General features: G+C 44.3%; 1 protein-coding gene. It reads right to left on the reverse strand.

Annotated elements, in window-relative coordinates; translation table 11 throughout:
* Positions 1–220: 220 nt before the first annotated feature.
* Positions 221–17908, reverse strand: coding sequence for an Ig-like domain-containing protein (locus tag N6B01_RS12270; protein ID WP_262079004.1), 17688 nt, complete (start codon positions 17906–17908; stop codon positions 221–223).
* Positions 17909–17964: the final 56 nt, after the last annotated feature.

Consider the following 17964-nt stretch of genomic DNA (forward strand, 5'->3'; position numbering starts at 1 on the left):
AGTTCTTGAACAGTACACCTTTAAACAACCAATAAATGATAGATCAAATAGAATGCGAATAATGATTAGGCACGCAACCATTATAGCTAGGGCAAGATCATTTTTTGCAAATGGTCTTTAATAAAAAATAATCGCAAACATAAAAAAGGCAGAACCCTTAATATATTTGCGATTAAAAAATAAAAAGGTCGGAGCACATACCCCGACCCTATTGGTTTGGTTAGACAACGATCTGGCCATTGGCAAGCAAGGTTGCAAGATCAGTAGTTGTATTGTTAAGTGTCAACAATGCTGTTGATTGGAACGCGCCACCCGTGCCGTCACGATCAACGTATAGGACAGCATTACCACCATCTTGTACGACACGAAGATAATCACCAATATTGTCACCAACATCGATTTTAGCAGTGCCATTTGCGTCAAAATGAGCTGGGCCATCAGCATCGCGAACATAACCAATCAAGATATTTGCAAGGTCAATACGATCAGCATTGGCATTAGTTTCATAATTGCCAAGGGTGAACTGATTGACAGTATCCTGCCCGTTACCAGCAGTTGCATCAGCATTATCAATATTTTCATAAAGCAAGGTGGTATGACCCGTACCAGTCAATGTAAAGGTATCATTACCACCACGGCCATTGAGAACATTGTTACCATTACCATCGGTAATTGTATCATTGCCGCTAGAGCCATAGATTGCTTCAATGTTGACGAGACGAGTGGCAAAGCCAGTTGCAACGGTTTGATAGTCTGTTGTATTCGCAAGGCTTACATTTATACCTTGAGAACCAACCGCGGCAAAGTCTGCAATATCCAAACCACTATTTTCATTCCAAGTGCGTTCGCCATCACCGACGTTCCAACCGCCACCGCCATTATAGAAACGGGTACCCGCACCAATAAAGAAGGTATCATTGTAACCAGTACCAACAATACCAACATTGGAGCTATAATCAGTTGTATTGTTAACTGCTCCATCAGCTTCAGCTGTTAGAACATAACCATTATAAGGCTCTGTTGCTTTAAGGTTAGTCCAGCTCGAATTTACATTTTCAACTGGATTGGTACTGCTAGCAAAAGCTTGACCACCAAAGTCTTGTGAAATACCATTTTTATTGAAGCGCATCACTGCGGTATAGGTTTCATTAGGCTCGAGACCGTAGAAGTGAACAATTGCTGAGCTATCATTCCAACCCGTACCATATTGCGGATTAATAATTTGACTTGATACACGCACACCAGCGGAGTTGTATAGCTCAACTGTGTTACCGTAGAAAGTATTCGAACCATCTGGACGCACAATACGCAAATGCATGGCCGTCCCGTAAGCGGGCGTATTCGGATTAGTGATAACAATCGATGCTTCAGTGGTATTAGCACGTGATATGATCAAATCTTGATCACCATCCCAATCATAATCCATTGCAGCCGCACTTGCACCATTAACCGCAGCATCAAGTGCTGTTGACGTCATGATGGAACCACCAGCCGTTGCAACACCCATATCCTTGATATTTTTAATATCCCAGACAACTTGGCCACTATCATCAAGCGTACCAGTATTATGGTAATAAAGCGATGTACCGATAGAATATTTGGCTTCAGGAACCTCAACAAGGTCCATTTTACCATCACCATCCCAGTCAATTGCAAGGGTTGATTTACCCATAATACCATCAGCAATGCGTTGCGGATCCTTAAGATTACCGGTACCATCATTATAGAAGATCATACTATCGGTACCAGTTGTATTAGCTACATTGGCAACACCAGCATTTTTAGATTGGCCAATGAATAGATCCATATAACCATCGCCGTTAAAGTCACCCCAAGTCATGGAAATAGTACGTTCAAATGAATCTCCAGCTGGGTTTTCACCACTCGTATTAAAAATCGACTGCCAACTTTGGCTAATTGTCCAATTGGTTCCATTTGATGATGAAGTGCCATTGTTGCGCAGAACCGACATGGTATAAGAATTTTGACTAGTTTTATTACCATGAACGACTACATCAACAGAGCCACTATTGTCTAAATCTACTGCCGACATTTCATGATCAACAATAAAGTAACGCAATTCAGTCGCTAATGTAGATCCCCAGCCCGTTACACCATAACCGTAAACATCCCATTGGCCACTGGTCATATTACCATTGCCTTGGTCCGCTTTATTTTTAAAGAACGTAGCACTATCGGTACCTGAGTCACCAATGACGACATCAAGCCAGCCATCACCATCAAAATCAAGCGAAATTGTACTACCAAAGTGGGTAGCAGTCCCAGTGTTTACCAAAGTTGCCAAAAAGCTGCCATCAGCTTGGCCGACAAACATAGTAGCATTATTACCACCAATATAACTTTGATCAGTTAGGAACATATCCATATAACCATCACGGTTATAATCACCATAAGTGTAAGAACTAAATAACTTTTGAGTACGATAAGCTCCCTGATTAATAGCGTTATCAACTGTATTACCACCAGCAGCAGCAATAATATTATCCCAATTCAATGCCGTAGGATCTTTAAAATTACGGAAATCCTTACCATCGGAAGAATATTCGGCCATATCGGTCATCATCATCCAGCCGCCATTATTGCCAAGCCGCAAGGACATGGAATAAGTAGCGTATTTGCCATCTGCACCAACATTTGGTGCCATATTGCTATCGGTTGTATCAATAGCAATTTCAAAAGCATCTGATAGTGAGCCGTTCACACCGGATCGGCTTTGCACTGCAGCATAATAGGTGTAAAATGTTCCATCCGACAGTGCTGTTGGCTGCGTAAAGCTCCAAGTCAAGCCTGTCACCGTGGCATAGCCAACAAAAACGCTACCGCGGTAAATTGCAATCGCCGCACCTTCATCAAGTGCTTTGGTCAAAGTACCATGTAAGGTTGGTGTCGTATCATCGGTATAACTACCTGATGGTAAACTATCATAAACTTGTGGTGCCTGATCATCGCTAAAATGAGTAATTTTAGTGGTAGCTTCAGGAACCTTATTATCAATAACAACCTGTTGGCTGCTTTCAGTCCCCAAATTACCGGCTGCGTCGATAACACGGGTTTTAAATGTGTAAGTACCATCAGCAAGTAAGGTATCTGTATTATCCAACGTCCAACTATCAGTAGATGCTGCATAGGTAGCATCGCGCCAAGTTGTGCCATTATCTAACGAAATTTGTACGCGTTCATTATCGGATAATGTACCAGTAACCTTGGCAGTAATTATCAAGGTACCATCGCGTGTGACATAATCATTGGTACCATTACCAGTATCTTCAGTGATAGAAGTAATATTCGACAATGCCGTTGGAGCAGCTGTATCGAAAATAATACCAAATTGATTAGAGGTCGCACCTTCATTGCCAGCAGTATCAGTTACAACCGCTTGGAAAGTATATTGGCCATCTTTGAACGCTTGTGCCGCAGTTACCTGATATTCCCAAGTTCCAGCTGATACGACAGCCACACCTAAAACAGTTGTTACACCATTTGCATCAGTTACTTTAATGACAACACGTTCACCATCGGCAACACCAGCAATCGTTCCTTTAAGCAACGGTTCGGTATCATCGGTATAGCTATTATTGGCCGTAACTTCGCCTTGAATCAAACCAACATCATCAGTAAAGCCAGTAATTGAAACAGAAACACCGTCAATTGGTGCAGTCTTATCAATAGTTACAGTTTGTGAGCCACCAGTAGTGATGTTACCAGCTGCGTCAACAACACGGCTTTCAATTGTATGGTCACCTTCTGACAAGGCATTGGCCTGATTGTCATAGCTCCAAGTTTTATCTGTTGCATTATAAACAGCATCAACCCAAGTACCGCCATCAATACGGATTTGAACCTTTTCACCCGCATTTAATGTTTCAGATACGCTACCGTGAATGATGAGTGTATCATCACTGGTGATATAATCGCTATCGCTAAAGCCTGTATCATCGGTAATACCGGTGATTGAAGATGTAGCGGTTGGCGCGGTTAAATCAAGATTAAGATCAAAGCCAGTTGACGTTTTACCCTCATTGCCTGCCTTATCAGTGACAACAGCTTCAAAAGTGTACTTGCCTTCGGTCACAAATTTCTGTGCTTCTGTAACTTGGTATTCCCAAGTTCCATTGGTCACAGTTGCATTGCCAAGAATGATCTTTGTGCCATCAGGACCGGTCACCTTGATAACAACTTCATCACCTGTCTTAATACCTGTTACAGTACCTTTCAACAATGGTGTTGTATCATCAGTTGATGTGCCAGATGTGGTCATATCACCTTGGATCAAGCCAACATCATCAAAGAAACCAGAAATGGCAACTTCATAGCCTTCAACTGGGCCAGTCTTATCAATAGTTACAGTTTGTGAGCCACCTGTGGTGATGTTACCAGCTGCATCAACAACGCGGCTTTCAATCTTATGGTCACCTTCTGACAAGGCATTGGCCTGATTGTCATAGCTCCAAGTTTTATCTGTTGCATTATAAACAGCATCAACCCAAGTACCGCCATCAATACGGATTTGAACCTTTTCACCCGCATTTAATGTTTCAGATACGCTACCGTGAATGATGAGTGTATCATCACTGGTGATATAATCGCTATCGCTAAAGCCTGTATCATCGGTAATACCGGTGATTGAAGATGTAGCGGTTGGCGCGGTTAAATCAAGATTAAGATCAAAGCCAGTTGACGTTTTACCCTCATTGCCTGCCTTATCAGTGACAACAGCTTCAAAAGTGTACTTGCCTTCGGTCACAAATTTCTGTGCTTCTGTAACTTGGTATTCCCAAGTTCCATTGGTCACAGTTGCATTGCCAAGAATGATCTTTGTGCCATCAGGACCGGTCACCTTGATAACAACTTCATCACCTGTCTTAATACCTGTTACAGTACCTTTCAACAATGGTGTTGTATCATCAGTTGATGTGCCAGATGTGGTCATATCACCTTGGATCAAGCCAACATCATCAAAGAAACCAGAAATGGCAACTTCATAGCCTTCAACTGGGCCAGTCTTATCAATAGTTACAGTTTGTGAGCCACCTGTGGTGATGTTACCAGCTGCATCAACAACGCGGCTTTCAATCTTATGGTCACCTTCTGACAAGGCATTGGCCTGATTGTCATAGCTCCAAGTTTTATCTGTTGCATTATAAACAGCATCAACCCAAGTACCGCCATCAATACGGATTTGAACCTTTTCACCCGCATTTAATGTTTCAGATACGCTACCGTGAATGATGAGTGTATCATCACTGGTGATATAATCGCTATCGCTAAAGCCTGTATCATCGGTAATACCGGTGATTGAAGATGTAGCGGTTGGCGCGGTTAAATCAAGATTAAGATCAAAGCCAGTTGACGTTTTACCCTCATTGCCTGCCTTATCAGTGACAACAGCTTCAAAAGTGTACTTGCCTTCGGTCACAAATTTCTGTGCTTCTGTAACTTGGTATTCCCAAGTTCCATTGGTCACAGTTGCATTGCCAAGAATGATCTTTGTGCCATCAGGACCGGTCACCTTGATAACAACTTCATCACCTGTCTTAATACCTGTTACAGTACCTTTCAACAATGGTGTTGTATCATCAGTTGATGTGCCAGATGTGGTCATATCACCTTGGATCAAGCCAACATCATCAAAGAAACCAGAAATGGCAACTTCATAGCCTTCAACTGGGCCAGTCTTATCAATAGTTACAGTTTGTGAGCCACCTGTAGTGATGTTACCAGCAGCATCAACAACGCGGCTTTCAATCTTATGGTCACCTTCTGACAAGGCATTGGCCTGATTGTCATAGCTCCAAGTTTTATCTGTTGCATTATAAACAGCATCAACCCAAGTACCGCCATCAATACGGATTTGAACCTTTTCACCCGCATTTAAGGTTTCAGACACGCTACCATGAATGATGAGTGTATCATCACTGGTGATATAATCGCTATCGCTAAAGCCTGTATCATCGGTAATACCGGTGATTGAAGATGTAGCGGTTGGCGCGGTTAAATCAAGATTAAGATCAAAGCCAGTTGAGGTTTTACCCTCATTGCCTGCAATATTGGTAACGACGGCTTCAAAACTATATTGACCCTCAGATGTAAATGCTTGCGCATCAGTTACCTGATATTCCCAAGTTCCCTCAGTAACGGTCGCAACACCGAGAATAATTTTTGAACCATCCGGTAATGTTACCTTGATGACGACCCGATCACCATCTTGAAGACCGGTAACGGTACCTTTCAACAATGGGGTAGTATCGTCGGTTGATGTGCCAGATGTGGTCATATCACCTTGGATCAAGCCAACATCGTCGAAGAAACCCGTAATGGCAACTTCATAGCCCGTAATTGGTAAAGACGTATCAATAGTTATCACTTGAGTTGATGGAGTTGATGGGTTACCTGCTGCATCACGGACAACGGTCTCAATTGTATAACGACCATCAGTTAAGGCGTGGTCTGCATCATTATGATTAACACTATAAGTGCCATCAGCATTTTTGGTAGCTTGGATCCATTGGCCAGCTGTGCCGCCCTCTGGTTTGATGCGCATCCAAACAGTGTCACCCGTTTCCAATGTACCAGTTACCTTAATTGTATAGATCAAGGTTGTATCATTGGTAATAAAGTCGGCTGTATCAAAACCTGTATCATCACTGATCGATTGAAGGGCAGCGGTTGCTGATGGACCTGTTGTATCAACAATAACATCAAACTGCGCACCATCACTAACATTACCAGCCGCATCGGTTGATGTAACGGTAAGATTATGTGTGCCTTCAGCAAGCTCATCAGTTGTAACCGACCATTTGCCATCACTATCAACGGTGGTTGTACCAACAACTGTACCATCCTTATCCTTGATAGTGATGGTTGAACCAACTTCACCTGTACCACTAAAGGTTGGTGTTGTATCATCGGTTGATGAACCAGACGTAATTGGCCCTTGAATAAAGCCAACATCATCGAGAACTTCATTGATAACTGGAGCTGATGGCGCGGTTGCATCAATCTCAAGTGTGAAGCTTACTGTGCCTTTAACACCAGCAGCATTTACGGCTTCAGCACTAAAGCTATATTTACCATCGCTAAGATCAACTGATGGCGTCAAGCTCCATGCACCCGTGCTATCGGCAGTTGTTGTACCAACAACAACTGTTGTACCTGCTGCATTAACATAGCTAACCGTAACGGTTGCATTGGCGCTTGCGCTACCAACCATAACAGGTGTGCGGTCATCTGAGATACCACCACTCTTAACATTGCCTTGGATTGTGCCAACATTATCTTCAAAGTGGCTAAAGCTCACAACAACATTGCTGGTATCAACGGTAATATTAAAGGCAGGACTTGCAGCACTTTCATTACCAGCCTTATCGGTAACTGTTACTGTAATCGAATGGCTACCATCGCTAAGACCTGGTGCTGGCGGTGTAAAGCTCCATGAGCCATCGGCGCCAACGCTGGTTGTACCAAGAACGGTATCACCATCCTTAATGGTTACTGTGCCACCAGCTTCTGAACTACCAGCATTACCAGAAAGAACAGGCTGTTTGTCATCAGTAGTATCATTGGCAGATAACGCACCAGTAACATCACCAACATTATCAGTAATGGTTGGTTGGCTAGGTGTTGCAGGCGCAGTCGTATCAAGAACAACTGGGAAGCCACCGGTCATATTACTTAATTGACCGGCAGAGTCATTAGCCTGTGCCTTGATCGTATAAGTACCATCACCCTTACTAAAGGCAGGAGTAATCTCAATAGTCCAGCTACCATTGGCATTTACAGTAGTTGTACCACCAACAAAGCTTACGCCATCTGGACCTTCAACATGAATGGTAATGGTTGAGCCAGCTTCACCGGTACCTTTAACAACAGGTGTTGTATCATCGGTAACGCCGTTCTTTTGAAGGGCTCCTTGGACCGAACCTTCATTATCGCTAACGCTGGTAATGGCAGGATCAGCTGGTGCATCACCAACAAGCGTGAAGTTCCAATCCGTTGTCGCTGGACCTTCATTGCCAGCCTTATCAACAGGACGGGCGGAGAAGATATAATCACCAGGCGTTAATGGTGGATTTGGATCAAAGCTCCAAGAACCATCAGCATTAACACTGGTTGAGCCAATAAGCTTAACAACGCCACTTGCATCCTTATTATAGATATTAATGCTTGAGGCATCATTAGCATCAACAGAACCTGCAGCACCACTATAGGTTGGCGTGCGATCATCCGTTGGATCACCACGATTGATCGTTCCTTGAACAGGACCAAAATCATCAACCAAATCCATCTTAGATGTATCAATCGCTGCTGGTGCAGTCGTATCAACATTAAGATCAAAGAGACCAGATTTGGAACCTTCATTGCCAGCCTTATCGGTGACAATAGCTTCAAACTTGTAATCACCTTCACTAAGAGCTTGTGCATCAGTTACCTGATAGCTCCAAGTGCCACCAGTAACAGTGGCTGTACCAAGAACCTTGGTAACACCATCAGAGCCAGTTACTTTGATGACGACCCGATCACCATCTTGAAGACCGGTTACAGTACCCTTCAATAGTGGTGTAGTATCATCGGTTGATGTGCCAGATGTGGTTATATCACCAGTAATTGCACCAACATCATCAAAATAGCCGCTAATCGTAACCGTGCCGCCAGTTGGGCCTTGAGTATCGATTTCGATATTTTGAGTTGATGGAGTTGATGGGTTACCTGCTGCATCACGGACAACGGTTTCAATTGTATAGCGACCATCAGTTAAGGCGTGGGCTGCATCATTATGATTAACACTATAAGTGCCATCATCATTTTTGGTAGCTTGGATCCATTGGCCAGCTGTGCCGCCCTCTGGTTTGATGCGCATCCAAACAGTGTCACCCGTTTCCAATGTACCAGTTACCTTAATTGTATAGATCAAGGTTGTATCATTGGTAATAAAGTCGGCTGTATCAAAACCTGTATCATCACTAATTGATTGAAGGGCAGCGGTTGCTGATGGACCTGTTGTATCAACAATAACATCAAACTGCGCACCAGCACTAACATTACCAGCCGCATCGGTTGATGTAACGGTAAGATTATGTGTGCCTTCAGCAAGCTCATCAGTTGTAACCGACCAATTGCCATTACTGTCAACGGTGGTTGTACCAACAACTGTACCATCCTTATCCTTGATAGTGATGGTTGAACCAACTTCACCTGTACCACTAAAGGTTGGTGTTGTATCATCGGTTGATGAACCAGACGTAATTGGCCCTTGAATAAAGCCAACATCATCGAGAACTTCATTGATAACTGGAGCTGATGGTGCGGTTGCATCAATCTCAAGTGTGAAGCTAACACTGCCTTTAACACCAGCAGCATTTACGGCTTCAGCACTAAAGCTATATTTACCATCCGCCAAATCAACTGATGGCGTCAAGCTCCATGCACCCGTGCTATCGGCAGTTGTTGTACCAACAACAACCTTTGTACCTGCTGCATTAACATAGCTAACCGTAACTGTTGCATTGGCGCTTGCGCTACCAACCATAACAGGTGTGCGGTCATCTGAGATACCACCACTCTTAACATTGCCTTGGATTGTGCCAACATTATCTTCAAAGTGGCTAAAGCTCACAACAACATTGCTGGTATCAACGGTAATATTAAAGGCAGGACTTGCAGCACTTTCATTACCAGCCTTATCGGTAACTGTTACTGTAATCGAATGGCTACCATCGCTAAGACCTGGTGCTGGCGGTGTAAAGCTCCATGAGCCATCGGCGCCAACGCTGGTTGTACCAAGAACGGTATCACCATCCTTAATGGTTACTGTGCCACCAGCTTCTGAACTACCAGCATTACCAGAAAGAACAGGCTGTTTGTCATCAGTAGTATCATTGGCAGATAACGCACCAGTAACATCACCAACATTATCAGTAATGGTTGGTTGGCTAGGTGTTGCAGGCGCAGTCGTATCAAGAACAACTGGGAAGCCACCGGTCATATTACTTAATTGACCGGCAGAGTCATTAGCCTGTGCCTTGATCGTATAAGTACCATCACCCTTACTAAAGGCAGGAGTAATCTCAATAGTCCAGCTACCATTGGCATTTACAGTAGTTGTACCACCAACAAAGCTTACGCCATCTGGACCTTCAACATGAATGGTAATGGTTGAGCCAGCTTCACCGGTACCTTTAACAACAGGTGTTGTATCATCGGTAACGCCGTTCTTTTGAAGGGCTCCTTGGACCGAACCTTCATTATCGCTAACGCTGGTAATGGCAGGATCAGCTGGTGCATCACCAACAAGCGTGAAGTTCCAATCCGTTGTCGCTGGACCTTCATTGCCAGCCTTATCAACAGGACGGGCGGAGAAGATATAATCACCAGGCGTTAATGGCGGATTTGGATCAAAGCTCCAAGAACCATCCGCATTAACACTGGTTGAACCAATAAGCTTAACAACGCCACTTGCATCCTTATTATAGATATTAATGCTTGAGGCATCATTGGCATCAACAGAACCTGCAGCACCACTATAGGTTGGCGTGCGATCATCCGTTGGATCACCACGATTGATCGTTCCTTGAACAGGACCAAAATCATCAACCAAATCCATCTTAGATGTATCAATCGCTGCTGGTGCAGTCGTATCAACATTAAGATCAAAGAGACCAGATTTGGAACCTTCATTGCCAGCCTTATCGGTGACAATAGCTTCAAACTTGTAATCACCTTCACTAAGAGCTTGTGCATCAGTTACCTGATAGCTCCAAGTGCCACCAGTAACAGTGGCTGTACCAAGAACCTTGGTAACACCATCAGAGCCAGTTACTTTGATGACGACCCGATCACCATCTTGAAGACCGGTTACAGTACCCTTCAATAGTGGTGTAGTATCATCGGTTGATGTGCCAGATGTGGTTATATCACCAGTAATTGCACCAACATCATCAAAATAGCCGCTAATCGTAACCGTGCCGCCAGTTGGGCCTTGAGTATCGATTTCGATATTTTGAGTTGATGGAGTTGATGGGTTACCTGCTGCATCACGGACAACGGTTTCAATTGTATAGCGACCATCAGTTAAGGCGTGGGCTGCATCATTATGATTAACACTATAAGTGCCATCATCATTTTTGGTAGCTTGGATCCATTGGCCAGCTGTGCCGCCCTCTGGTTTGATGCGCATCCAAACAGTGTCACCCGTTTCCAATGTACCAGTTACCTTAATTGTATAGATCAAGGTTGTATCATTGGTAATAAAGTCGGCTGTATCAAAACCTGTATCATCACTAATTGATTGAAGGGCAGCGGTTGCTGATGGACCTGTTGTATCAACAATAACATCAAACTGCGCACCAGCACTAACATTACCAGCCGCATCGGTTGATGTAACGGTAAGATTATGTGTGCCTTCAGCAAGCTCATCAGTTGTAACCGACCAATTGCCATTACTGTCAACGGTGGTTGTACCAACAACTGTACCATCCTTATCCTTGATAGTGATGGTTGAACCAACTTCACCTGTACCACTAAAGGTTGGTGTTGTATCATCGGTTGATGAACCAGACGTAATTGGCCCTTGAATAAAGCCAACATCATCGAGAACTTCATTGATAACTGGAGCTGATGGTGCGGTTGCATCAATCTCAAGTGTGAAGCTAACACTGCCTTTAACACCAGCAGCATTTACGGCTTCAGCACTAAAGCTATATTTACCATCCGCCAAATCAACTGATGGCGTCAAGCTCCATGCACCCGTGCTATCGGCAGTTGTTGTACCAACAACAACCTTTGTACCTGCTGCATTAACATAGCTAACCGTAACTGTTGCATTGGCGCTTGCGCTACCAACCATAACAGGTGTGCGGTCATCTGAGATACCACCACTCTTAACATTGCCTTGGATTGTGCCAACATTATCTTCAAAGTGGCTAAAGCTCACAACAACATTGCTGGTATCAACGGTAATATTAAAGGCAGGACTTGCAGCACTTTCATTACCAGCCTTATCGGTAACTGTTACTGTAATCGAATGGCTACCATCGCTAAGACCTGGTGCTGGCGGTGTAAAGCTCCATGAGCCATCGGCGCCAACGCTGGTTGTACCAAGAACGGTATCACCATCCTTAATGGTTACTGTGCCACCAGCTTCTGAACTACCAGCATTACCAGAAAGAACAGGCTGTTTGTCATCAGTAGTATCATTGGCAGATAACGCACCAGTAACATCACCAACATTATCAGTAATGGTTGGTTGGCTAGGTGTTGCAGGCGCAGTCGTATCAAGAACAACTGGGAAGCCACCGGTCATATTACTTAATTGACCGGCAGAGTCATTAGCCTGTGCCTTGATCGTATAAGTACCATCACCCTTACTAAAGGCAGGAGTAATCTCAATAGTCCAGCTACCATTGGCATTTACAGTAGTTGTACCACCAACAAAGCTTACGCCATCTGGACCTTCAACATGAATGGTAATGGTTGAGCCAGCTTCACCGGTACCTTTAACAACAGGTGTTGTATCATCGGTAACGCCGTTCTTTTGAAGGGCTCCTTGGACCGAACCTTCATTATCGCTAACGCTGGTAATGGCAGGATCAGCTGGTGCATCACCAACAAGCGTGAAGTTCCAATCCGTCGTCGCTGGACCTTCATTGCCAGCCTTATCAACAGGACGGGCGGAGAAGATATAATCACCAGGCGTTAATGGTGGATTTGGATCAAAGCTCCAAGAACCATCAGCATTAACACTGGTTGAACCAATAAGCTTAACAACGCCACTTGCATCCTTATTATAGATATTAATGCTTGAGGCATCATTGGCATCAACAGAACCTGCAGCACCACTATAGGTTGGCGTGCGATCATCCGTTGGATCACCACGATTGATCGTTCCTTGAACAGGACCAAAATCATCAACCAAATCCATCTTAGATGTATCAATCGCTGCCGGTGCAGTCGTATCAACATTAAGATCAAAGAGACCAGATTTGGAACCTTCATTACCAGCCTTATCGGTGACAATAGCTTCAAACTTATAATCACCCTCACTAAGAGCTTGCGCATCAGTTACCTGATAGCTCCAAGTGCCACCGGTAACTGTGGCTGTACCAAGAACCTTGGCAACACCATCAGAGCCAGTTACTTTGATGACGACCCGATCACCATCTTGAAGACCGGTTACAGTACCCTTCAATAGTGGGGTTGTATCGTCGGTTGATGTGCCAGATGTGGTTATATCACCAGTAATTGCACCAACATCATCAAAATAGCCGCTAATCGTAACCGTGCCGCCAGTTGGGCCTTGAGTATCGATTTCGATATTTTGAGTTGATGGAGTTGATGGGTTACCTGCCGCATCACGGACAACGGTCTCAATTGTATAACGACCATCAGTTAAGGCGTGGTCTGCATCATTATGATTAACACTATAAGTGCCATCAGCATTTTTGGTAGCTTGGATCCATTGGCCAGCTGTGCCGCCCTCTGGTTTGATGCGCATCCAAACAGTGTCACCCGTTTCCAATGTACCAGTTACCTTAATTGTATAGATCAAGGTTGTATCATTGGTAATAAAGTCGGCTGTATCAAAACCTGTATCATCACTGATCGATTGAAGGGCAGCGGTTGCTGATGGACCTGTTGTATCAACAATAACATCAAACTGCGCACCATCACTAACATTACCAGCCGCATCGGTTGATGTAACGGTAAGATTATGTGTGCCTTCAGCAAGCTCATCAGTTGTAACCGACCATTTGCCATCACTATCAACGGTGGTTGTACCAACAACTGTACCATCCTTATCCTTGATAGTGATGGTTGAACCAACTTCACCTGTACCACTAAAGGTTGGTGTTGTATCATCGGTCGATGAACCAGACGTAATTGGCCCTTGAATAAAGCCAACATCATCGAGAACTTCATTGATAACTGGAGCTGATGGTGCGGTTGCATCAATCTCAAGTGTGAAGCTTACTGTGCCTTTAACACCAGCAGCATTTACGGCTTCCGCACTAAAGCTATATTTACCATCCGCCAAATCAACTGATGGCGTCAAGCTCCATGCACCCGTGCTATCGGCAGTTGTTGTACCAACAACAACCTTCGTACCTGCTGCATTAACATAGCTAACCGTAACTGTTGCATTGGCGCTTGCGCTACCAACCATAACAGGTGTGCGATCATCTGAGATACCACCACTCTTAACATTACCTTGGATTGTACCAACATTATCTTCAAAGTGGCTAAAGCTCACAACAACATTGCTGGTATCAACGGTAATATTAAAGGCAGGACTTGCAGCACTTTCATTACCAGCCTTATCGGTAACTGTTACTGTAATTGAATGGCTACCATCGCTAAGACCTGGTGCTGGCGGTGTAAAGCTCCATGAGCCATCGGCGCCAACGCTGGTTGTACCAAGAACGGTATCACCATCCTTAATGGTTACTGTGCCACCAGCTTCTGAACTACCAGCATTACCAGAAAGAACAGGCTGTTTGTCGTCAGTAGTATCATTGGCAGATAACGCACCAGTAACATCACCAACATTATCAGTAATGGTTGGTTGGCTAGGTGTTGCAGGCGCAGTCGTATCAAGAACAACTGGGAAGCCACCGGTCATATTACTTAATTGACCGGCAGAGTCATTAGCCTGTGCCTTGATCGTATAAGTACCATCACCCTTACTAAAGGCAGGAGTAATCTCAATAGTCCAGCTACCATTGGCATTTACAGTGGTTGTACCACCAACAAAGCTTACGCCATCTGGACCTTCAACATGAATGGTAATGGTTGAGCCAGCTTCGCCGGTACCTTTAACAACAGGTGTTGTATCATCGGTAACGCCGTTCTTTTGAAGGGCTCCTTGGACCGAACCTTCATTATCGCTAACGCTGGTAATGGCAGGATCAGCTGGTGCATCACCAACAAGCGTGAAGTTCCAATCCGTCGTCGCTGGACCTTCATTGCCAGCCTTATCAACAGGACGGGCGGAGAAGATATAATCACCAGGCGTTAATGGTGGATTTGGATCAAAGCTCCAAGAACCATCAGCATTAACACTGGTTGAACCAATAAGCTTAACAACGCCACTTGCATCCTTATTATAGATATTAATGCTTGAGGCATCATTGGCATCAACAGAACCTGCAGCACCACTATAGGTTGGCGTGCGATCATCCGTTGGATCACCACGATTGATCGTTCCTTGAACAGGACCAAAATCATCAACCAAATCCATCTTAGATGTATCAATCGGATTTGGAATGACTGTATCGACATTAAAATCAAGTGAGCCGCTTGGGGTACTTGTATTACCGGCAGAGTCAGTTGCAGTTACTGTAATTGAATGATTGCCATCGCTTAGGGGATTTTCAGGTTTTAACGTCCACTTACCATCGCTATCAGCAGTAGTTGTGCCAATTACCGTATCACCATCTTTAATTGTGATGGTTGAACCTGGCTCGCCTGTCCCTTTAAACTCAGGTTTCGTTTCATTGGTGCTACTACCAGCAGTAATAGCACCAATGACTGGCTCCGTATTATCGGTCGCAGTTGGCGTTGATGGTGTTGCTGGTGGCGTTGTATCAACGGTAAAATCAATGGGCGCGCTTGGGCTGCTAACATTACCAGCTGTATCGGTTTCAGTAACTGTAACAGAATGACTACCTTCAGTTAAAGGCGCATCAGGCTTAACCGACCAATTACCATCGGTTCCAACCGTTGTCGTTCCAATAACCGTATCACCATCTTTAATGGTAATGGTAGAACCTGGCTCGCCAGTACCTGAGAATTCTGGCTGAGTATCATTTGTGCTGCTACCAGCGGTAACAGGGCCGGTCACAGGCTCTTGATTATCAGTAACACTTGGAGCAGATGGTGTTGCTGGTGGCGTTGTATCAACAGTAAAATCAATCGGCGCACTTGGGCTGCTAGCATTACCAGCCGTATCAGTTTCAGTAACTGTAACAGAATGACTACCTTCAGTTAAAGGTGCATCAGGCTTAACTGACCAATTGCCATCGGTTCCAACCGTTGTCGTTCCAATAACCGTATCACCATCTTTAATGGTAATGGTAGAACCTGGCTCACCAGTACCTGAGAATTCTGGCTGAGTTTCATTGGTGCTGCTGCCAGGCGCGATAGGCCCAACAACAGGCTCGGTATTATCGGTTGCAGTTGGAGCAGATGGCGTTGCTGGTGGCGTTGTATCAACAGTAAAATCAATCGGCGCGCTTGGGCTGCTAGCATTACCAGCTGTATCAGTTTCAGTAACTGTAACAGAATGACTACCTTCAGTTAACGGTGCATCAGGCTTAACTGACCAATTGCCATCAGTACCGACCGTTGTCGTCCCGATAACTGTATCACCATCTTTAATGGTAATAGTTGAGCCAGGCTCACCTGTACCTGAGAATTCTGGCTGAGTTTCATTGGTGCTGCTGCCAGGCAAAATTGGACCAACATATGGCTCGGTATTATCGGTTGCCGTTGGAACAGATGGTGTTGCGGGTGCAGTCGTATCGACAGTAAAATCAATCGGCGCGCTTGGGCTGCTAGCATTACCAGCCGTATCAGTTTCAGTAACTGTAACAGAATGACTACCTTCAGTTAAAGGTGCATCAGGCTTAACTGACCAATTGCCATCAGTACCGACCGTTGTCGTCCCGATAATAGTATCACCATCTTTAATGGTAATAGTTGAGCCAGGCTCACCTGTACCTGAGAATTCTGGCTGAGTTTCATTGGTGCTGCTGCCAGGCAAAATTGGACCAACATATGGCTCGGTATTATCGGTTGCAGTTGGAACAGATGGCGTTGTTGGCGCAGTCGTATCAACAGTAAAATCAATCGGGGCGCTTGGGCTGCTAGCATTACCAGCCGTATCGGTTTCAGTAACCGTAATCGAATGATTACCTTCAGGAAGCGCAGCATCAGGCTTAACTGACCAATTGCCATCAGTACCGACCGTTGTCGTCCCGATAACAGTATCGCCATCTTTAATGGTAATAGTTGAACCAGGCTCACCAGTACCTGAGAATTCTGGCTGAGTTTCATTGGTACTACTTCCAGGTAGAATAGGCCCAACATGCGGTTCGGTATTATCCATAACCAAAGGTGTAGTTGGCGTTGACGGCGCTAAAGTATCCACTGAAAAAACGAAGGGATCGCTATGTGCACTTTCATTACCAGCACCGTCAGAGGCCGTATAAGTAATTGAATGAGCACCATCGGCAAGATCCACCTCAGGCTCCCAACTCCAATGACCATCACTTGCAGCCACTGTCGAACCAATAAGCTGCCCATTATCATAAAATTTGATAACAGTTCCAGGCATTGCAGTACCGGAAAAAGTCGGACGAGGATCATTCGTACTGGTTCCGGCAACTATTGGACCAACAATAGACTCAACCTTATCATAAACATTATCAAGAGATGGGATACTAGGCGGCGCCGTATCAACAACAGGCGGTGTATAGTTATAATCAGAACTACTTGAAAAAGCTATCGCAGCAGCAATACCGCCCGCACCAAGCAAACCAATCAATATGCTTGTAGCATCAACATCATTTAAATTATGATAGATAACATCTGGATCATTAATACCATCTTGACCAGACAAAGCCTTACTAAAATCAACTAGCAGAAGCGTTCCACCGTCACTCAATAGTAAATTATTAAAGTCTAACCCATTTACAAAAAAATTCTTAATAACAAGCTTTTGACCATCTTTAAACTCGATAACCAAATCACCGCCTTCGCGCGCATAATTTGCTATATCACCCTTTGGCGCATCAATATAAAAATTACTAGCACTTTCTGGCGCATCTACAACACCCGATTTGCTTGTGACTTTTAAATTGGCATGACCATTCAAATTAGACTTACTAACCACTATTCGATCCCCGCATACTTAATGTAATACTAATATAAAAATATGCTGTTATAGTA

It is taken from the genome of Bartonella sp. HY406, assembly GCF_025449315.1.
In the GTDB taxonomy this organism is placed as follows: domain Bacteria; phylum Pseudomonadota; class Alphaproteobacteria; order Rhizobiales; family Rhizobiaceae; genus HY038.